General features: G+C 64.5%; 22 protein-coding genes. 12 read left to right on the plus strand and 10 right to left on the minus strand.

Annotation, left to right across the window (positions count from 1 at the left end; translation table 11 throughout):
• Positions 1-23: 23 nt before the first annotated feature.
• Together AC0L3K_RS18615 and AC0L3K_RS18620 are read left to right on the plus strand one after the other, a co-directional pair.
• The gene (locus AC0L3K_RS18615; RefSeq protein ID WP_219683822.1) at positions 24-545 is read left to right on the plus strand and encodes an MOSC domain-containing protein; all 522 of its coding nucleotides are present in this window, start codon (positions 24-26) and stop codon (positions 543-545) included.
• On the plus strand, positions 542-1498 hold the full coding sequence (locus tag AC0L3K_RS18620; RefSeq protein WP_007602625.1) for a PDR/VanB family oxidoreductase: 957 nt from the start codon (positions 542-544) through the stop codon (positions 1496-1498). The genes AC0L3K_RS18615 and AC0L3K_RS18620 overlap by 4 nt, the downstream gene beginning before the upstream one ends.
• Before the next feature lie 9 nt (positions 1499-1507).
• On the opposite strand, the gene AC0L3K_RS18625 is transcribed toward AC0L3K_RS18620, so the two are convergent.
• Both AC0L3K_RS18625 and yidD read right to left on the minus strand, forming a co-directional pair.
• Positions 1508-1720 (minus strand): hypothetical protein, encoded by a 213-nt coding sequence (locus AC0L3K_RS18625; RefSeq protein WP_007602626.1) that lies wholly within the window; start codon positions 1718-1720, stop codon positions 1508-1510.
• Between the two features lie 90 nt (positions 1721-1810).
• On the minus strand, positions 1811-2149 hold the full coding sequence (gene yidD / locus AC0L3K_RS18630) for a membrane protein insertion efficiency factor YidD (RefSeq protein WP_035994626.1): 339 nt from the start codon (positions 2147-2149) through the stop codon (positions 1811-1813).
• Positions 2150-2390: 241 nt separating this feature from the next.
• Here yidD and AC0L3K_RS18635 point away from each other — a divergent pair, with 241 nt between their 5' ends.
• Positions 2391-3290 (plus strand): COG3904 family protein, encoded by a 900-nt coding sequence (locus AC0L3K_RS18635; RefSeq protein ID WP_219683820.1) that lies wholly within the window; start codon positions 2391-2393, stop codon positions 3288-3290.
• A gap of 62 nt (positions 3291-3352) precedes the next feature.
• On the opposite strand, the gene AC0L3K_RS18640 is transcribed toward AC0L3K_RS18635, so the two are convergent.
• The gene (locus AC0L3K_RS18640) at positions 3353-3808 is read right to left on the minus strand and encodes an iron-sulfur cluster assembly scaffold protein (protein WP_007602629.1); all 456 of its coding nucleotides are present in this window, start codon (positions 3806-3808) and stop codon (positions 3353-3355) included.
• 231 nt (positions 3809-4039) lie between these two features.
• Here AC0L3K_RS18640 and folE point away from each other — a divergent pair, with 231 nt between their 5' ends.
• From folE to AC0L3K_RS18660, 4 genes are all read left to right on the plus strand, one after another.
• The gene (gene folE, locus AC0L3K_RS18645) at positions 4040-4732 is read left to right on the plus strand and encodes a GTP cyclohydrolase I FolE (RefSeq protein ID WP_007602630.1); all 693 of its coding nucleotides are present in this window, start codon (positions 4040-4042) and stop codon (positions 4730-4732) included.
• A gap of 27 nt (positions 4733-4759) precedes the next feature.
• Positions 4760-5182, plus strand: a complete 423-nt coding sequence (gene hisI, locus AC0L3K_RS18650; RefSeq protein WP_219683818.1) for a phosphoribosyl-AMP cyclohydrolase — start codon at positions 4760-4762, stop codon at positions 5180-5182.
• Positions 5183-5269: 87 nt separating this feature from the next.
• Positions 5270-6349, plus strand: coding sequence for a lytic transglycosylase domain-containing protein (locus tag AC0L3K_RS18655; protein WP_219683816.1), 1080 nt, complete (start codon positions 5270-5272; stop codon positions 6347-6349).
• Between the two features lie 205 nt (positions 6350-6554).
• Positions 6555-7730 (plus strand): DUF2336 domain-containing protein, encoded by a 1176-nt coding sequence (locus AC0L3K_RS18660; protein WP_219683814.1) that lies wholly within the window; start codon positions 6555-6557, stop codon positions 7728-7730.
• A gap of 122 nt (positions 7731-7852) precedes the next feature.
• On the opposite strand, the gene AC0L3K_RS18665 is transcribed toward AC0L3K_RS18660, so the two are convergent.
• From AC0L3K_RS18665 to AC0L3K_RS18675, 3 genes are all read right to left on the minus strand, one after another.
• On the minus strand, positions 7853-8431 hold the full coding sequence (locus AC0L3K_RS18665; RefSeq protein ID WP_219683812.1) for an Hpt domain-containing protein: 579 nt from the start codon (positions 8429-8431) through the stop codon (positions 7853-7855).
• A gap of 31 nt (positions 8432-8462) precedes the next feature.
• The gene (locus AC0L3K_RS18670; protein ID WP_007602647.1) at positions 8463-9008 is read right to left on the minus strand and encodes a response regulator; all 546 of its coding nucleotides are present in this window, start codon (positions 9006-9008) and stop codon (positions 8463-8465) included.
• Between the two features lie 88 nt (positions 9009-9096).
• Positions 9097-9876, minus strand: coding sequence for an NAD kinase (locus AC0L3K_RS18675; RefSeq protein ID WP_007602648.1), 780 nt, complete (start codon positions 9874-9876; stop codon positions 9097-9099).
• A gap of 255 nt (positions 9877-10131) precedes the next feature.
• On the opposite strand from AC0L3K_RS18675, the gene AC0L3K_RS18680 reads away from it, so the two are divergent.
• Positions 10132-11697 carry a S10 family peptidase gene (locus tag AC0L3K_RS18680; RefSeq protein WP_219683810.1) on the plus strand — a complete coding sequence of 522 codons (1566 nt, stop codon included), beginning with the start codon at positions 10132-10134 and terminating at the stop codon, positions 11695-11697.
• Here AC0L3K_RS18680 and AC0L3K_RS18685 read toward each other — a convergent pair.
• Both AC0L3K_RS18685 and AC0L3K_RS18690 read right to left on the minus strand, forming a co-directional pair.
• Positions 11684-13072, minus strand: coding sequence for a serine hydrolase domain-containing protein (locus AC0L3K_RS18685; RefSeq protein WP_219683808.1), 1389 nt, complete (start codon positions 13070-13072; stop codon positions 11684-11686). The genes AC0L3K_RS18680 and AC0L3K_RS18685 overlap by 14 nt on opposite strands.
• A 108-nt stretch (positions 13073-13180) precedes the next feature.
• Positions 13181-13723: a tetratricopeptide repeat protein gene (locus AC0L3K_RS18690; RefSeq protein ID WP_219683806.1), complete on the minus strand. Its 543-nt coding sequence runs from the start codon at positions 13721-13723 to the stop codon at positions 13181-13183.
• Between the two features lie 252 nt (positions 13724-13975).
• On the opposite strand from AC0L3K_RS18690, the gene AC0L3K_RS18695 reads away from it, so the two are divergent.
• From AC0L3K_RS18695 to AC0L3K_RS18710, 4 genes are all read left to right on the plus strand, one after another.
• A complete protein-coding gene (locus tag AC0L3K_RS18695; RefSeq protein WP_473366567.1) occupies positions 13976-14359 on the plus strand; it encodes a His-rich protein BRANT in 384 nt (127 codons plus the stop codon).
• A 390-nt stretch (positions 14360-14749) separates the two neighbouring features.
• Positions 14750-15145, plus strand: a complete 396-nt coding sequence (locus tag AC0L3K_RS18700) for a hypothetical protein (RefSeq protein WP_035961651.1) — start codon at positions 14750-14752, stop codon at positions 15143-15145.
• A 290-nt stretch (positions 15146-15435) separates the two neighbouring features.
• Positions 15436-16143 (plus strand): outer membrane protein, encoded by a 708-nt coding sequence (locus AC0L3K_RS18705; RefSeq protein ID WP_219683804.1) that lies wholly within the window; start codon positions 15436-15438, stop codon positions 16141-16143.
• A gap of 254 nt (positions 16144-16397) precedes the next feature.
• Positions 16398-16640, plus strand: coding sequence for a hypothetical protein (locus tag AC0L3K_RS18710; protein WP_018455389.1), 243 nt, complete (start codon positions 16398-16400; stop codon positions 16638-16640).
• 38 nt (positions 16641-16678) lie between these two features.
• Here the strand turns inward: AC0L3K_RS18710 and AC0L3K_RS18715 are convergent, their stop codons facing one another.
• Together AC0L3K_RS18715 and AC0L3K_RS18720 are read right to left on the minus strand one after the other, a co-directional pair.
• The gene (locus AC0L3K_RS18715) at positions 16679-16933 is read right to left on the minus strand and encodes a hypothetical protein (protein WP_219683802.1); all 255 of its coding nucleotides are present in this window, start codon (positions 16931-16933) and stop codon (positions 16679-16681) included.
• A 306-nt stretch (positions 16934-17239) separates the two neighbouring features.
• On the minus strand, positions 17240-17614 hold the full coding sequence (locus AC0L3K_RS18720) for a hypothetical protein (protein WP_219683801.1): 375 nt from the start codon (positions 17612-17614) through the stop codon (positions 17240-17242).
• Positions 17615-17625: the final 11 nt, after the last annotated feature.

Consider the following 17625-nt stretch of genomic DNA (forward strand, 5'->3'; position numbering starts at 1 on the left):
TCGCTTCTCACAAGGATTTTGTCATGCTCGATGAGATAGGCGCCGGCTCGGCCGATAGCACAGCACGCCTCGGCTGGACTGGCTTGGTCCGCTTCCTCCATCTCGCTCCACGCGCGTTCCTGCCAATGCGCGCGATGGAGCAGCTCGTTCTCGTCGCCGGCCAAGGGATAGAAGGCGACCGCTACATGATCGGGCGCGAGGAAGGATTTTATTCGCACAAGCCCGAAGAGGGCCGGCAGGTCACCTTGTTCGAGCTCGAAACCTTGGTTGCGCTCAAGCGCGACGCGGGAATCGAACTCAGTCCCGAGGAGCATCGCCGCAACGTGACGGTCGAGGGCGTGCCGTTGAACCATCTGGTCGGCCGCCGCTTCTGGTTAGGTGAGACCTTGCTGGAAGCAACCCGATTATCGATCCCATGCCGGCATATCGAGGAGATCACCGGCAAGGCGATCTTCGATCCGCTCATCAACCGCTCGGGCCTCAACTGCAGGATATTGCAAGGCGGCATCGTCAGGGTCGGCGACACCGTGCGGAACATGGCATGAGCGCACGGCCGATAACGACGATCAAGACGGTTGTCGCCGGCATCGAAGAGGCCGGTGCGGGGATCAAGGTGTTCACGTTGGCCGATCCCGACCGTTGGGACCTGCCGCCGTTCAAGCCCGGCGCCCACATCGACCTGCATCTGCCGAACGGTCTCGTGCGGACCTATTCGCTGTGCAACGAGCCCGCCGACAACTCGCGTTACGTCATCGCGGTCAAACGCGAGGCCGATGGGCGCGGCGGTTCGCGCGCGCTTCACGACGAGGTTGGCATAGGCGACGTCATCGGCGTGTCACTGCCGCGCGGCGGGCTGGAGCCGGGTGCGGACATTGCGCATCATGTGTTCGTCGCCGGTGGCATCGGTGTAACGCCGTTCTTGTCGATGGCCCGTCACCTCCTGCAGATTGGCAATACAGGCTTTGTGCTGCACCTCATCGTGCGCGAGGAGGTGCCGCTTGCCGCACACCTCGCGCCGCTGATCGATGAGGGGCGTGTCGTCGTGCACCGCACGTCCTGCGCCGGGCGTCCGAATCTCGCTTCGCTGGTCGGCGAAGTTGGGGGGCAGACGATGGTCGCCTGCTGCGGGCCGGAAGGCATGACCGACGAGTTCGAGCGCCTGACCGCAGCCTGGCCCGCAGCCAATGTTCACATCGAGCGTTTCGTCGCGCCGCCACCGGTGATCGACCCTGACGCAAAGCCCTTCACGCTGTTGCTGGCGCGTACGGGGACCGAAATCCCGGTTCGCGCCGGCCAGACCATGCTGGCGGCCTTGCAGGAAGGAGGAATCGATATATCGACGTCCTGCTGCGGCGGTATCTGTGGCGCCTGTAGGGTCGGCTGGATCGAGGGCAAGCCCGTGCACCGCGACCGCGTCTTGTCGCCGTATGAGCGCGAACGCTTTCTCATGATCTGCGTCGCCGGATCGGATGCCGACCGGCTGGTGCTGGACCTCTAAAGTCTAGCTCTACCAGTGCACGCTCTGGCTCGGCACGATGAACGCCGTCGTACTGGGCGGCGTGGCAGTGCTCGTGGCCAGATACCAGCCGGAGCCGACCGCGAGCATCAAGAGGACAATGATGGCGAGCATGTCGAGGGTTCTGGGATCGTGGCCTCGCGAACCAATCCGCGAATCCGGTCCAGACCTGAAGTGAAAATGAGGGCTGATTTTCCAGCGCATTGTTTTTCCTCCCGCGGGAGCATCACATCAACGCGAGGGGAGAATTTCGGTTCCACTCAAGGTAGCGACGCGTGAGGCGCCGCGCCGTGCTTAGGATGCATTGACACCGCGCCAGCGGCCGTAGCGCCAGGGCGAGTACCAGCGCGCGCCCTGTGGCGCGGTGAGGGGCACGTTGTCGATGCCCGAGGTGCCGAAGGGATTGCAACGGAGCAGGCGCGCCAGCGTCATCCAGCCGCCGGCCCACAGCCCGAACCTTTCGATCGCCTCGTCGCCATAGGCGGAGCAGGTCGGCAGGTGCCGGCAATTGTAGCCAACCAAGGGCGAGAGCGTGTGGCGGTAGATCCAGATCAGCGCGCGGCCGAATCTGCGCGGAAGCCGGAGCGCGCCCGCGACGGAATTGGAACAGTGCTCGCAGGCTGATTGCTTCATGGGCGCTTTGCAGAGATCGTGGGCGAGGTTTTGCGTGGTTCCGATGCAGGGAACTGTAAGCTGTTGTTTGCACGCCATATTTTGCGTGCTTTTTGGGAGCAGTGCAGCAAGTACCTATGGACGATCTGTATTCCCCCGGATACCATTTTTGTGACGCCCATGTGAGACTCATGGAACGTCAGAACGGGGCTTGCCTGAATCGGCTTTGGCTTATTGCTTTGGGCTTGGGGAAGGGACCAGTTTGAAACTTCTGAAGGCGCTCAATCTTCGCGGCTGGTTGCTGGTAGGAACCGCCGCTTGTGGGGTCGTGCTGGCTGGCGCCGTCGCGACGCTCGGGTCGTCGGCTCGGGCCGGTGCTGCCCTCGAAGAACGCAAGCTGCCGATGAAGTTCAATTGGGTCGCCTGCGAACCGAATTGCCGCGGGTGGGTCAGTGCGGTGGGTATCATCACCGCCGATACGCCCCGGGACTTCGAAGAATTTTCCCGCGGACGCCAGCTCGGCGGCGCCACCGTGGTGCTCGATTCCAGTGGCGGTTCCGTCAACGACGCGATCACGCTCGGCCGGCGCTTTCGCAATCTCGGACTTTTGACCACGGTCGGTATCAGCGTTCAGACCCGCGGCGGGCAGACGGTTCGGCCGGCGGTCGCGCCCGAGGCCTATTGCGAATCCATGTGCGTGTTCCTGCTGCTGGCGGGCAAGAAGCGCTACGTGCCGGAAGCGGCCCATGTGCGGGTCCATCAGATTTGGATGGGTGATCGCGCCGACGATGCCAAGGCCGCGAGCTACAGCGCGCAGGACCTGATGATCGTGGAGCGCGATATCGGCCGGCTCGCCAAATACACGTTCGACATGGGCGGTGCCGGCGACCTGCTGTCGCTCGCGCTCAGCGTCCCGCCGTGGGAAGATTTGCACGAGCTCGATGCGGGCGAGCTCAAGCTTACCAATCTCGTGACGACGGATCTCGTGGCCGACGTGTTGCCGCATGTCGATATCTCCGCGCCGGCAATGGCGGAGCTTGCACCGAAGACCCAGGCGAGGTTCGGTGCGGAACCGGAGCAGCCTGCCAAGTCGACCAAGACGGCGGAAGCCCTGGTGCCGACGGGCCGCGTGGCCACGCCGGTCGCGGCATCGCAGAAGTAGCCTCGGAATCTCTGATCTATATCCGGGCCCAGCGACGAGCCCGGGATCAACCTCCGCCGGAATCAGCCTTGCGCCGCAGCCGGCTGCTTCGCCTTCGCCTCGATCTGGCCGATGGCATCGACCACGGCATCGAAGGTCAGGAGCGTCGAGGCGTGGCGCGCCTTGTAGTCGCGGACCGGCTCGAGGAACTTGATCTCTTCCCATTTGCCTTCAGGAGGCGCGCCGTTCTCCTTCAGCATCTTGCGAACAGTTTCGCGTAACTCACGGAGTTCGCTCGCAGTCGATCCGACGATCTGACTTGCCATGATGGATGAAGAAGCCTGTCCCAGCGCGCAGGCCTTCACGTCGTGGGCAAAGTCAGTGACCTTCTCGCCCTCCATCTTGAGGTCGACCTTGACGGTCGAGCCGCACAGCTTGGAATGGGCGGTGGCGGTGGCATCGGGATCCGGCAACCGCCCGAGCCGCGGAATATTCCCGGCCAGTTCGATGATCCGCTTGTTATAAATGTCGTTCAGCATGTGATGGAGTCCAGCAGGATCGGCCTTGGCGTGCGCCGTCCACGGCCTTATATAGGGTCGGAACTGGCGGAAAAACAGTCCAGCGCTGCAGCAGTGGTGTGATGCAGAACCCTGCTGCCGGCGTTACAGCTTGCAGATTTTTTCGCCGAAACTGTTCTCTCAGGCGTCCGGCGGTTCGCCGCCCCGTCTGCCGGTGACACTCCGGCCGCAAGGCCGTCGAACGGAGTCGACATGGACGCTACCATCAAATCCATCCGCCCCAACAAGCCCTCCGACCGGCAGCCCGAGAGCCGTCCGGCGGAGCTTGATCCTTCCGAATTCCTCGCCGCCGCCGTCCGGGCCGACCAGCCGCGCCCCGCGCGCGCCGAGGCCGAGCAGGCAGTGAAGACGCTGCTCGCCTATATCGGCGAGAACACCAACCGCGAGGGCCTGCTCGACACGCCGCGCCGCGTGGTCGAGGCTTTCGACGAACTCTATCAGGGCTATCACCAGTGCCCGGCCGAAGTGCTCGATCGCACCTTCGGCGAGACCGCCGGCTATGATGATTTCGTGCTTGTGCGCGACATCGAGTTCACCTCGCAATGCGAGCATCACATGATGCCGTTCTACGGCAAGGCGCACATCGCCTACACGCCGGTGGAACGCGTGGTCGGGCTGTCGAAGCTTGCGCGCCTCACCGACATCTTCGCCCGCAGGCTCCAGACCCAGGAGCACATGACCGCGCAGATCGCGGCGGCGATCGACGAGATCCTCAAGCCGCGCGGCGTCGCCGTGCTGATCGAGGCCGAGCATACCTGCATGTCGGTGCGCGGCGTCGCCAAGCATGGCGCCTCCACCTTCACCAGCCGCTTCACCGGCATGTTCCGCGACAATCCGGCGGAGCAGGCTCGTTTTCTGTCCCTGGTGCGAGGTCTGCAGCGCTGACCTCGCGAATAGACCGGCGAGGGCGTTGTGTCTGCTCACTCCCATGAAACCGAGGAAGGTCTCGCCTTCCTTCCCAGGTTCGACGCGGCCGGCCTCGTGACCGTCGTCGCGACCGACGTCGCCACTGGCGACGTGCTGATGGTCGCGCACATGAATGACGAGGCGCTGCGCAAGACCATCGCGACCGGCGAGGCCTGGTACTTCAGCCGCTCGCGCAATGCCTTGTGGCGAAAAGGTGAGACCTCAGGTCAGACCCAGCGCGTGGTCGAGATCCGCACCGATTGCGATCAGGATGCGGTCTGGCTCCGTGTCGAGCAGATCGGCGCGGCGTGTCACACCGGCCGCCGGTCCTGCTTCTACCGCAAGGTCGAGGCCGAAGGCGGCGGCGCCAGGCTCGTCTTTGTCGATGCGGACAGGCTGTTCGATCCGGACGCGGTGTACAAGAAATAATCCTGCCGTCATTGAGGGTAGGGCTGACGGCCGAATTAACCCCGCATTAACCATACCTGTCCCACGGTGAGACGACAGGGCGCCGAATTGCCGGCGCCACTCAACGCCGTGCGGTGCGGGCACTTCATTATGTCGGTCGACAACTCCAGTGCCTCTCAGACGGCGGTTCTCGATCCGTCGCGGGCACGCGTCGCCGGTGCGATCAATCAGGTCTCCAACCGGACCGGCATCAGCTTCCAGTACATGCTGACCACCGCCAAGATGGAATCGGATTTCGATCCCACGGCGGCGGCGACTACGTCATCCGCGCACGGGCTCTACCAGTTCATCGACCAGACCTGGCTCGGCACGGTGAAGGAAGCCGGCACCCAGCTCGGCTATGGCAATTATTCCGACGCCATCACCAGGACGTCGTCGGGCACCTACACCGTCGATGATCCCGCGATGAAGCGGTCGATCATGAAGCTGCGCGACGATCCGGAGGCCGCCTCCAGCATGGCGGCGGCGCTGACGCAGTCGAACAGCTTCAAGCTCACCGGCCTGCTCGGCCGCAGGCCGTCCGACAGCGAACTCTACATGGCGCATTTCATGGGCGTCGGCGGCGCCGCGAAACTGATCGCCAATGCCGAGGACAATCCGCAAGCGGTCGGCGCGCGTTTGTTTCCCAACGCGGCGTCCGCCAATCGCTCTATCTTCTACGCCAAGGACGGCCGCGCGCGCAGCGTTTCCGAGGTCTATTCGGTGCTGGATGCACGCTACGCCGGCGCGGCAAATTCGAAAACCACCCGCAGCGCGATGGCGATGTATGGCGGCACGCCGTCGACCACGCAGGTCGCGAGCGCCAACGGCGTACAGCCTGCCGCGCCGCTGATCGACAATGCCGCGTATCTCCAGTCCTTTCCGAACACACGCGCGGTGACGCCGGTCAGCGCGACGGCGCCGACGACGGTCGCGGACAATGCACCGAGCACGCCGGTGTTTCGCTCGATCTATCAGCCCGGCGACACCACCCAGCCGGTCTCGACGACCGTGCAGAAATTGTGGGGCAACAATGCCTCGCTCACTTCGGTCGCACCCGCGACCTCGGCCGCGTCGGCAACGCCCGACGTCCGGCCGCCGCAGCCTCTTGATCTCTTCAGCGATCGCAGCGGCACGTTCTCAAGCTAATTCGCGCGCCCGTGTCTCGGATACGTCGCAGCGTGAACGCTGCGCGCAGGTCCCGGTGCGTGAACGGGCCGCCTTTGTTCCCTTAACAAAACGTCAATAAAACCAGCCAGTTATGGTGAACGCTTTGTTAAGCGTCGTGGTTTATTTTGTGTTGCAGGTGACAAGCCGTCACCGCTTCGTCTTCGTTGCGTAAGCCGGAAGCACCATGATTGTTCGGCAGTTCATCAATTGGATCAGGACGGCGCCCGCTGGCGAGCGGGCCGAGGCAACGCGGGCGCTGGCCCGGGCCTGGCTGATCTCAGACCTTTCCCATGATGACCGTGTTGCCGCTGAAGGCGCGCTTCTGATGCTGCTCGACGATCCCTCGCCGCTGGTGCGGCAGGCGATGGCCGAGGCGTTTGCGCGCAGTACCGAGGCGCCCGCGTCGATCGTGCGGGCGCTGTCGGGGGACCAGCCGACCGTCGCGTTGCCCGTGCTCGAACATTCTCCGCTGCTGATCGACGCCGATCTCGTCGACATCGTCGCGACCGGCAACGACGAGGTGCAGTGCGCAGTCGCGCGCCGCATCGCGCTGCCGGTATCGGTCTGCGCCGCCATTGCCGAAGTCGGCTGCGCGGCGGCAGCGCTCGAGCTGATCGAAAATCCTCATGCCGAGCTTGCGCCGTTCTCCTGGGATCGCATCGTCGAGCGTCACGGCCATCTCGCCGCGATCCGCGAGGCGATGCTGGTGCTGGAGGATCTGCCGTCCGCAACGCGCGCCGCGCTGGTGGCAAAACTCTCGGAGACGCTGGCTCAATTCGTCGTCGCCCGGAACTGGCTGACTGCCGACCGCGCCGAGCGCATCGCGACCGAGGCCCGCGATCGCTCCACCATGAACATCGCGGCGCGCTCGCGCGGCGAAGACATGGAAGGGCTTGTTCGGCACCTGCGCATCACCGGCCAGCTCACCGCGGGTCTCATTCTGCGCGCGCTGCTGTCGAGCAATCTGGATCTCTTCCATGCGGCGCTGGCTGAGCTCGCCGAGCTGCCGCTGGCGCGCGTGTCCGCGCTGCTGCACGATCGCGGCGGCAATAGCCTGCACGCGCTGCTCCGCCGCGCCGGGCTTCCCGAGGCGACGTTTGCGGCCTTCCAGGTCGCGCTCGATGCCTGCCACGAGCAGGGCTTCGTCGACAGCGATGACAATGCGGCGAGGCTGCGCCGCCGCATGGTCGAGCGCGTGCTCACCCATTGCGAGACCGACCGCGGCGCGACCGAGCCGCTGATGGTCCTGCTGCGCCGCTTCGCCACCGAATCCGCACGCGAAGAGGCAAGGCTGTTCTGCGACGAGCTGGTCGCGGAGGAGATGGTTGATCCGGTGTATGGCGAGCTGATTGCAGCGTAACGAGACGACGTAGGGTGGGCAAAGGCGCATTGCGCCGTGCCCACCGTCTCTCCGCACAACTCATGGCGACTGGTGGGCACGCTTCGCTTTGCCCACCCTACCACACCTCGCGAACGGCGAAGCTACCCCGCCGGCGCGATGCTCGGCGCCAGGATCACCTCGAGATGCTCGGGGCGATCGCGGTTGGCGTCGGCGAGATAATCGTCGGCGACCTTGCGCAGGCGCCGGCTGAGCTCGGCGGAGACGCTGATGCTGTCGAGCTTGGTGTTCTCGTGCACGATGGCGAGGATGGCGTTGATGTGGTGCGTGAACAGCTCGGCCGGCACCTTTTCGAGATCGGGCGCGTGCTCGATGACGCGGCACAGGCTCTCGGCTACGCCCGCCGCCGCCGGATAGCCGAAAGTCGCGGCATCGCCCTTGATGTCGTGCGCGGCGCGAAACAACTCGTCGCGCCTGTCCTTGGTGAAGCCGTCGTGCCGGATGGCGACGTAGGCCGCCGACAGCCGGTTGATCTCGGTCGCCATCCAGTCCTTGAACTCGCCGGCAAGGCCCGCGAGCGCCTGTTCGGCGCGGCCGACCGGATCGTCCATGTCCTTGTCTTCGACGCGGCGCAGGACCGACCGCAGCGGGTTGGGCTGCGTGATGATTTGATGCGTGGCGAAGGCCTTGATCTCGATGTCTCTTGCGCTGTTCTTCGCCATGATATCGGCCTCGATCGTGAGAGACGTTGCGCTAGATGGTGGAGCGGGCCTTGTCGAGCAGCGAGGGCTGCTGCAGCACCTCGTGCTTTTCGCCGACGCGGCGCTCGGGGCCCATATAGGCGGAGTTGATGTTGCGGCGCCGGTCCGGGCCGAAATAGGTCTTGGTTTTGATGAAGGGGCGGGGACTGGCGACCACGTTGAGGATGCGCTGGTAGAGCCCCTTGGCCGAGATCGGCTTGGCCAGGAATTCGGTGACGCCGGCATCGCGCGCCACCGTGACGCGGCGCTTCTCGGAATGGCCGGTCAGCATGATGATCGGCGCGTAGGGATTGCCCTTGGATTCCGGCTGCCGGATCATCTGCGCCAGCTCGAGCCCGTCGAAGATCGGCATCGCCCAGTCGGTGATGACGATGTCGGGCACGTAATGGCTGTACATTTCCAGCGCCGTGGCGCCGTCCTCGGCCTCGTAGACTTCACGCGCGCCAAACGAATGCAGCAGCGTCCGCAGGATGCGGCGCATGTGCGGATTGTCGTCGCAGACGAGGAAACGCAGCTTGTTGAAATCGATGCGGAACATGGAGCCCGGGCCGGAGCGGTCAACTTTCGTTAACCATATCTCGCCGGGGGTTAATGAAGGGTTGCGATCGGCAGTCCGGCGAGGCGGCTCAGGAGCCGAACTGCTCGCGCAAAATGCGCTCTTCCAGGCTGTGACCGGGGTCGAACAGCATGCGCATCGAGATGGTCCTGTCGGACAGCACCTCGACGCGGCGAACGTCGCGGACCTCGTCGTGGTCGGCGACCGCCGCCACGGGGCGCTTGTCGCCCTCCAGCACCTCGATCACGACATAAGCCGTGTTCGGCAGCAGCGCGCCGCGCCAGCGTCGCGGGCGGAAGGCGCTGATCGGCGTCAGCGCCAGGAGCGCGGCGTTGATCGGCAGGATCGGTCCCTGGGCGGACAGATTGTAGGCGGTCGAGCCGGCCGGCGTTGCCACCATGATGCCGTCGGCGATCAGCTCGGACATGCGCTCGCGCTCGTCGATCAGGATCCGCAGGCGCGCGGCCTGGTAGGTCTGCCGGAACAGGGCGACCTCGTTGATGGCGTGATGCAGGTGGACGCGGTCGTTGGCGTCGGTCGCGCGCATCAGGAGGGGGTGGATTTCGGATTCCTGCGCCGCCTCGAGACGGGCTCGAAGATCGACGGTCGAGTACTCGTTCATCAGGAAGCCGACGGTGCCGCGGTGCATGCCGTAGATCGGCTTGCCCGTATGCATGTGCTGATGAAGCGTCTGGAGCATGAGCCCGTCGCCGCCGAGTGCGACCACGATGTCGGCGTCCTTCGGATCGCAATTGCCGAAGTCCCTGGTGAGCTGGCCGAAGGCGGCTTGCGCCTCGCTGCTCGGGCTGGCGACGAAGGCGATCCGGTCGTATCGCGCTGGCTTGGTCATGGCTTCCGGGCAGGGCCGCTGGCTGGAGAAAGTTCCGCCGGGCTCGTCTAACGATCTCGCCCCCGATTGTCGAGGATGACCGCCCTTCACAGCAGACCGGCAACTGCCGATTCCGATTTGAGCACGAAACCGGGTCGGTTTGTGCCCAACCGGGCTCTTCAGGCACCACCGGAGCCATGATCCCCCAAACCGTCGCAATTCCGCGCTACCCTTACGGTCCGCACCGGCGGTCGTCGCCGGACAGGGAGAACGATCATGGCCACGAATATGCCGGCGCTCCGCCGCGCGACCCTGGTGCTGGCGGTGTCGGCCTTCGCGCTCGCAGGATTGGCGCGCGCCGACGATCCGCCGCAGCCGCGCGCCGAGGCGGCGGCACCAGCCGGACAGAAGGGCGGACGCGGCGGTGCACAAGGCGCATCGCAAAATTCATCGTCATCCGCCGAGCCGCACCGTCTTCCGTCGGATTCGACCACGAAGCAGACGCTCGATCTTCCCGGCCGCACCCTCAATTTCGCAGCGACCGCCGGATCGATCCGCGTGTTCGACGGCAAGGGCGAGCCTGTGGCCGACATCGCCTATACGTCCTATGAGCTCGACGGCGCCGACCGTGCGACGCGCCCCGTGACGTTCCTGTTCAACGGCGGGCCCGGTGCGTCCTCGGCATGGCTCCAGTTCGGCGCGGCCGGGCCTTGGCGGCTGCCGCTCGATGGCGAAGCGCTGTCGCCGTCCGCCTCGCCCGAGGTGAAGCCGAACGCGGAGACCTGGCTCGACTTCACCGATCTCGTCTTCATCGATCCCGTCAGCACTGGCTATAGCCGGTTCGTCGCGACCGGCGATGACGCGCGCAAATCGTTCTACTCCGTTGATGGTGACGTCAATTCGATCGCGCTCGTGATCCGCCGCTGGCTCGAGAAGCACGACCGGCTGACCTCGCCGAAATACGTCGCCGGCGAAAGCTATGGCGGCATTCGCGGGCCGAAGGTGGTGCGCCAGTTGCAGCTCCAGCACGGCGTCGGGGTCAGGGGATTGATTCTGGTGTCGCCGCTCCTGGACTTCCGTGAGTTCACCGGCACCAGCCTCCTGCAATATGTCGCGACGCTGCCGAGCTATGTCGCGGTGGCGCGTGAGGCGAAAGGTCCGGTCAAACGCGCCGATCTCGCCGACGCAGAGGCTTACGCGCGCGGCGAATTCCTGGCCGACCTCGTCAAGGGTGAGGCGGACAAGGAAGCGACCAATCGTCTTGCCGACAAGGTCGCCGAGCTCACCGGCATCGACCAGTCGGTGAGCCGTCGGCTTGCGGGCCGCTTCGACGTCGGCGAATTCCGCCGCGAATTCGACCGCAAGAACGGCAAGGTGACGGGGCGCTACGACGCCTCGGTGCGCGGCTTCGATCCCTATCCGGATTCCAGCAGCTCGCGGTTCGGTGATCCCTCCGGCGATGCGCTGCAGGCGCCGCTAACGAGTGCTGCGGTTGACCTGTTGACGCACAAGCTCAACTGGCGGCCCGATGGCTCCTACGAGGTGTTGAACGGCGCCATCGAAGGCCACTGGGATTTCGGCCGCGGCATCAACCCGCCGCAGTCGGTCTCCGAGCTGCGCCAGATCCTCGCCACGGATGCGAAGCTGAACGTGCTGGTCGCGCACGGCCTGTTCGATCTCGCCACGCCCTATTTCGGATCGAAGCGGGTGCTCGACCAGTTGCCGGCCTTCGCAACGCAGCGGGTCAAGTTCGTGGTCTATCCCGGCGGCCACATGTTCTATTCGCGCGACGGCTCGCGGCAGGCCCTTCGGAGCGAGGTCGAGACTCTCATTCGGGAGTAGGCGGGCGCTTGCGCGGCTTGTATCTCCGCGCGATCTCGCGGGCGACGGCGGCCGCAGGCTTGATGTTGGCGCCAGCGATCCAGACGTCACTAACCTTGCCGCGCTTGTCGCGGACGCGGCGCACCGGCTCGCTGTGGCTGGAGTAGCCGGCGGCCCAGGCGAGCTTGCCGGTATCGCGGCCGGTGACCTCGATCTCGCCGGCATCCATGAACGGGTTGTTGAACTGAGGATTGGCGACCAGCACGCGGTTGCCCACGGGTACCAGATCGGTCGCGCCCCAGATCGTCCACCAGCGGCCGGTCCAGTCGCTCACGCGGCGGTCGGGTGCGCCACGGGTCTGGAAAACGCGCAGGATCTGCATCGCGCCGTCCATCCAGAACGGCGCTGCGCCGTCGATGGAGTTGCTGATGATGCTGATCGCGAGTTCGCAGGCGGGAATGGCGCAGGTCCGCGAGATATAGCCCTGGAAATGGCCGCCGTGGCCAAACCAGTCCCAGCCGTCGAGCCTGCCGGCGCCGATACCCAAGCCGTAATAGGCCTCGAAACTCTGCGGTATGCGCCAATGATGTCGCGTCATCTCGCGGCGGCTTGCGACCGACAGCAGGCTCTTTCTTGCGTTGGGCGCGAGCTGCGCGAAGAAGCGGGCGGTGTCGGCGGCGGTAGCGGCAAAGCCCGTGGCGGAAGCCATCGCGTGGGTGGGATTGTCGCCGGGGATCACGCATCGCTCTCCGTAGGGCACCCTTCGTGTGTGGCCGCGCGCGAACGGCGCCCCCTTGGGAAGCGGCGCGTCCGGCTCGGTCTCGCGCAGGCCCGCAGGTTCGATGATCTCGCGCTTCATCCAAACCCGGTAGGGCTCCTTCGTCACGGCCTCGATGATGAGACCAATCAGCCCAAAGCCGTGATTGGAATATTTGAAGCGTGTGCCCGGCTCGATTACGGTCGGCAGCTTCAATTCCGCGAGCAGCTCGCTCGCGTCGAGATAGGGACGGCTGTCGATGAACTGACCGGAATCGGCGCCGTCGCGCGTCAGTCCCGCGCTGTGCGACAGCACTTGCGCAATCGTCGTTTCCGCGACGCGCGGATGCAGGCCTCCGACATATTGGCCAATGGGATCGTCGAGCCGGAGCTTGCGCTGCTCGCGCAGCTTCATGATGCCGGCCGAGGTAAAGCTCTTCGAGTGCGAGGCGATGCGGAAACGGTGGCGCGGGGTGAGCTTCTCGCCGGTGTCGAGATTGGCGAGGCCGAACGCGTGCTCGGCGACGATTTCGCCGCGATGGGCGAATGCGATGACGACGCCGGGCTGCTGGATTGTGGTGTGCTGGAATTCGATCCAGAAGCCGATGTAGTCGATCGCGGATCGCAGCCAATTGTCCATTGCGCACCGGTTTGCGAGGGGAGGTTTGGTGGGCAAGCTAGCCGAGAACGCAGAACGGGCACAACCCTGCGGTTGTGCCCGTTCGCCTCGTGCGAAGATGCGATGCGTTTAATAGACGAGGGTCGCCCCGGTCGGCTTGTCGAGCGCGGCGGCGAGCGAGCGATACTCGGAGCTGTCGGTGCCGGCGAGCGAGGCGAGCTTGTTCAGGTGATACTGCGCCTGCTCGCGATTGCCCTGTTCGAGCTGCCAGAGGCCGTAATACTGCCAGGTGCGGACGTGGTTCGGATCGTCCTTCAGCGCCAGCTCGTAATAGATCTTCGACGACTGGTAATCGCCGAGCTTACGATAGGAGTAGCCGATCAGATTGGCGACGTCGGCGACGTCGTCGCGCTTGAGCGACTTCAGCTGGCCGATCGCGCCGGTGTAGTCGTGATTGTCATAGATCGTGGTGTAGGCGGTGCGATAGGCAGCAAGGAATTTCGGATCGCTGATGGAGGAGCTCTTCTTCTTGCCCTTCTTGGTCGAGGTGTCCGACGATGGCGGCGACGAGGGGGTGTCGCCACCTGCGGCATAAGCGCTGGTCAGAGCCGGCCCGGCCGCCAATGTCATGGCGACAAGTCCCGGCACAAGAAGCGTTGAGAGTTTGCGCATCTAAGTTCTCCGGTATGGAACGTGGCGATCCTACACGATTGCCCAAAGACCGGAACACCCATCAGGCAAAAACATTCCCGGCATCCTGGCCTATTCGCCCTGCGGGCGGATGACAAACTTGTCATCCAGATGAACGGAAGCCTGCTGCGGGCTTCAGATTGGGTTCAGTGCGTGCCCCCTAGGCTCCAACCTACGATCAAAGGGTTGGCGAGAGGGCGCCCGCCTCAAGATCCTTCCAAGAGGAGACCAACCATGTTGAAGACCATTTCCGCAGCCTTGCTCGCAGCTTCCGTGATCGCAGCCCCGGCCTTCGCAGCCGAGGCCGGCAAGACCACCACGACCACGCCGGTGATCAAGGCAGACCAGAGCCAGACCAAGGTGTCGACCACCGCCGCGAAACCGGATGCCGGCCTCAAGGCCGGTGCCAAGGCTTCGGACGTCAAGACTTCAGACGTCAAGGCGGACGCCAAGGTGGACACCAAGTCGAAGGCGATGAACGCCAACGCCGCGGTCACTCCCGACGAGCACAAGACCGTGCGCACGCATCGCCACCACCACAAGCATCTCTCAGCGAAGAAGTCGCTGAAGACGCAGCCGGACGTGACCAAGCCGGCGACGATGGAGAAGCGCAGCTAACGACTGATCCTGCGCGGCGGCGTCCTAGAATTGCCCCAACCGCCGCGTGAGGAATTCAGGACCGGCCCGTTCGTCACGCCTTGGGCGAAAGCTCGAGGTGCTGGCGGCGGGCCGGTACGACCATGCTGAAGCCCGCAAGCAACGCCCCAGGTTTGGCGGCCGCAAACAAAACCTCGAAAAACAACCCCATGCACAGTAGCGGGTCGTAGATAAATCAATGGTTTGACGGGTGGCTCATCTGCGGATTTTACGAAGCCGTTTGACTCGTCGGGCAAAACACCTGTAGACATGCATCATTGCAACCTTGGGGCTGGAACGTCTTCGAGACTGATCGAGCGGAGAGCGTAAGCGGTGCGGCGACTAGCGGAACGCGCAGTGAGCTTGGCGTTGATGCTGGCACTGCCGCTGGCGCTCACGGGATGTTTCGGCAGCGATGGTGACCGTCCAACTCTGATGGACGGGACTCAGGCCGGAGGTCCACAACCGTTCCCGGATAATTTCCGTGGCGACACGCTGGCCTTGATGCGCAGCTATTTGAACAATCCTGTCGGCGTGCGTGACGCCAGCATGGCTGAGCCGGTGCAGCGCGAGGTCGGAGGCCGGCAGTTCTATGTCAGTTGCCTGCACTTCACCCCACGCGAGACCGACGGCACGTACAAGGCCATGAGGGAGCGCGCCGTGATCTTCGTCAACGGTCGGGCGGACCGCGTCGTTGATCGTGCCAGCGAGCTGTGCGCGGGCGCGGTTTACGTACCCTTTCCGGAACTTGAAAAGATGACGCGGTAGCGCAAAGCCCACCTTCATCGCTTGGTGATAGGACAGAGCCCGCCGGAGCTGCCGGATCACATTTCGGGGAGCTTTGAACGAAGTGGTTTTGCGTTGCGACTAATCGTTACGGCGGGTTCTGTTTCCGACGGAAAAAAAACCGTCGGCACGCGCCTGCGGGACGGAACAAAATCGCGTTGTTGCCGCTCCGTCACAGTCACGAACGATCAACGTTCCGGCATCGCCTCGAAGCAACCCAATTCACGCCACGTTGTTTCCTGAGTGTCGAATTTGAAAGAACGGGGATGATCATGAAAAGGATTTTGCTGGGTGCAGTTGCCCTGCTTGCGCTGGCCGCGCCGGCTGCAGCGGCCGACATGCAGGCGCGCACCTACACCAAGGCTCCGGCCTACACGCCGCCGCAGGTGATCTACAACTGGACCGGCTTCTACATCGGCGGCCATGTCGGCGGCGCCTTTGCCGGCGACAGCAGCTTCCAGTCGAGCGACGCGCGCTTCCTCGGCGGTGTTCAGGGCGGCTTCGACTACCAGTTCGCGCCCAATTGGGTCATGGGTGTCGAGGCCCAGTATTCCTGGCTGCCGACCAACAACGGCGGCGCTACGTTCCCGCTGGGCACGCAGGTGACCTCCAATACCGACCAGCTCGGCTCGGTGACCGGCCGCATCGGCTACACCTGGGGTCCGGCGCTGCTTTACGCCAAGGGCGGTTATGCCTGGCGCAATGGCGGCCTCGGCGTCAATATTGCCGGGGTGCCGCAGCCCTTCACCGCCACCGGCAACAGCAAGGATGGCTATACCGTTGGCGCTGGCCTCGAATACATGTTCGCGCCGAACTGGTCCGCCAAGGCCGAGTACCAGTATTACAACTTCGGCAGCACGACGATCACCTCCGGTCCGGTCGACGTTGTCGGCGTCCGCGGCCGGGAGGACGAGCATACCGTCAAGGTCGGCGTGAACTACCGCTTTGGCTGGGGCGGTCCGGCAGCCTCGCGCTACTGACGCGCCACCAACAACCACGATCTGACGAAAGGCCGGCTCCCGCCGGCCTTTCGTTTGCCGGGCTCCGGTTGCCACCTCCTGTCGTTTGCATTGCGTCAACCATCTGGCGCGTCATTTGCAAGCAAACGTTTTGGCGCGCGCTTTCTCACGCGCGTCATGGAGCTCGGGTAAAGCAAAAATAATTTTTGCAGCTTACGGAACTCGCGCGCCGGAACGCGTTATATGAGAATTACCGGGCTGGTGGGACGACGGACATGCGTATCTTGGTGTCGGCTGTGGTGCTCTCGTGCTTCGTCAGTTTGCCGTGCGCTGCCCAAACAATCCTCAAATCCGAGCCTCTGATGCTGGCACCCTATGAGGTGGCCTTCGTCAAGGACGCCTCGTGCTCCTCCGGCAAGGTGCTGAAGGTCACCGGCGCGATCCGCGGGCTGCATCGCCGGAAGGCCTGCGTGGCTCTGGCGGGCGAGCAGGCCTCGCTGGCCACCGCGACGCCCTGAGCTTTCCTGAGCTCCGGCTTCCCAGCTTCGATCCGTCTTTACGAATTCAGCTCGAGCTCCATCCTCGCCTGGCGATCGGCCTCCGCCTTGTTCCTCGCGGGGTCCTCGCCCTGTGCGGCCTGGCACGGCTTGATCTCGTAATCGTTGTCGAGCACCCGGCGTGGCCCGGGGCGGTCGTCATCCGCGGTTACGTCCACGACGAGGCCACTTCGCTGCGCGAGGCTCCAGACGTCGGACTCGTCAGGATAGGCCTTGCTGATCTGGGCGTCGTTGCAGAACAGGGCGTAGGGCATTCTTCCCGCTCCCGGAAAGCGCATTAACGACTTTGCGGGGGGGAGGGGTTCCGGTCGGACGGTCGATCACGCGGCCGTGATCGGGGTCGTCGGGTCCTGAGTCCTTAACGAGTCCTGAATCCCGAAAAAAAGAATCCCCGGGACTCGTTTGGCGGAATCAGCGGATGTTTTCGGCCATGACGACGGACCTGAAAACCTCTTGCGGGCGCATGCTGCTGCCCCTCACGCTGGCCCTGTTCGGCGCCTGCGCGGCCAATCTCTGGCTGGTGTGGTCCTGGCTTTAGGCCAGCGACGGGAGATCCGGCTTTACTTGTCAGCCGGTGGACGGGAGGAGGGGTCGCGGATGGCGGCGCGCAGTTTGGTCAAAGTGGCCGCGCAATATTCCTCGCGCTCGCGCTCGAACCGCTCCTGATGCTTGCGGAAATTGGCGATGCGGGCCTGCATCTCGGTGCGGACGTCGTGGCTCGCCACCCGCGGCGGCGGGAGAGGCAAGGGCTGCGGCGGAGCGGCCTGAAGTGGCTCGGTCTCGACGACGGTGTTGGCGGGGACGATCTGCACCGACGCGGCCACTGTCGCCATCGGGATCTCCGGTGGATGCAAGTCATCCTTTTTGCCGGTGACCGATTGGACGAAGGCCATTGTCTGCGCGATCAGCGCGTCGCGTTCCGTGATCCACTTCATGGTGCACCCCT

It is taken from the genome of Bradyrhizobium sp. MI1.10, assembly GCF_055811035.1.

What these genes read in the sequence shown, in the direction of transcription:
- AC0L3K_RS18685 (WP_219683808.1), bottom strand. Translation starts at nt 13,072, where the DNA reads ATGGACAATTGGCTGCGATCCGCGATCGACTACATCGGCTTCTGGATC.
- AC0L3K_RS18705 (WP_219683804.1), top strand. Translation starts at nt 15,436, where the DNA reads ATGAAAAGGATTTTGCTGGGTGCAGTTGCCCTGCTTGCGCTGGCCGCG.
- AC0L3K_RS18625 (WP_007602626.1), bottom strand. Translation starts at nt 1,720, where the DNA reads ATGCGCTGGAAAATCAGCCCTCATTTTCACTTCAGGTCTGGACCGGAT.
- AC0L3K_RS18615 (WP_219683822.1), top strand. Translation starts at nt 24, where the DNA reads ATGCTCGATGAGATAGGCGCCGGCTCGGCCGATAGCACAGCACGCCTC.
- AC0L3K_RS18695 (WP_473366567.1), top strand. Translation starts at nt 13,976, where the DNA reads ATGTTGAAGACCATTTCCGCAGCCTTGCTCGCAGCTTCCGTGATCGCA.
- AC0L3K_RS18665 (WP_219683812.1), bottom strand. Translation starts at nt 8,431, where the DNA reads ATGGCGAAGAACAGCGCAAGAGACATCGAGATCAAGGCCTTCGCCACG.
- AC0L3K_RS18715 (WP_219683802.1), bottom strand. Translation starts at nt 16,933, where the DNA reads ATGCCCTACGCCCTGTTCTGCAACGACGCCCAGATCAGCAAGGCCTAT.
- AC0L3K_RS18690 (WP_219683806.1), bottom strand. Translation starts at nt 13,723, where the DNA reads ATGCGCAAACTCTCAACGCTTCTTGTGCCGGGACTTGTCGCCATGACA.
- AC0L3K_RS18680 (WP_219683810.1), top strand. Translation starts at nt 10,132, where the DNA reads ATGGCCACGAATATGCCGGCGCTCCGCCGCGCGACCCTGGTGCTGGCG.
- yidD (WP_035994626.1), bottom strand. Translation starts at nt 2,149, where the DNA reads ATGAAGCAATCAGCCTGCGAGCACTGTTCCAATTCCGTCGCGGGCGCG.
- AC0L3K_RS18660 (WP_219683814.1), top strand. Translation starts at nt 6,555, where the DNA reads ATGATTGTTCGGCAGTTCATCAATTGGATCAGGACGGCGCCCGCTGGC.
- AC0L3K_RS18710 (WP_018455389.1), top strand. Translation starts at nt 16,398, where the DNA reads ATGCGTATCTTGGTGTCGGCTGTGGTGCTCTCGTGCTTCGTCAGTTTG.
- AC0L3K_RS18640 (WP_007602629.1), bottom strand. Translation starts at nt 3,808, where the DNA reads ATGCTGAACGACATTTATAACAAGCGGATCATCGAACTGGCCGGGAAT.
- AC0L3K_RS18700 (WP_035961651.1), top strand. Translation starts at nt 14,750, where the DNA reads ATGCTGGCACTGCCGCTGGCGCTCACGGGATGTTTCGGCAGCGATGGT.
- AC0L3K_RS18620 (WP_007602625.1), top strand. Translation starts at nt 542, where the DNA reads ATGAGCGCACGGCCGATAACGACGATCAAGACGGTTGTCGCCGGCATC.
- AC0L3K_RS18670 (WP_007602647.1), bottom strand. Translation starts at nt 9,008, where the DNA reads ATGTTCCGCATCGATTTCAACAAGCTGCGTTTCCTCGTCTGCGACGAC.
- AC0L3K_RS18720 (WP_219683801.1), bottom strand. Translation starts at nt 17,614, where the DNA reads ATGAAGTGGATCACGGAACGCGACGCGCTGATCGCGCAGACAATGGCC.
- AC0L3K_RS18675 (WP_007602648.1), bottom strand. Translation starts at nt 9,876, where the DNA reads ATGACCAAGCCAGCGCGATACGACCGGATCGCCTTCGTCGCCAGCCCG.
- folE (WP_007602630.1), top strand. Translation starts at nt 4,040, where the DNA reads ATGGACGCTACCATCAAATCCATCCGCCCCAACAAGCCCTCCGACCGG.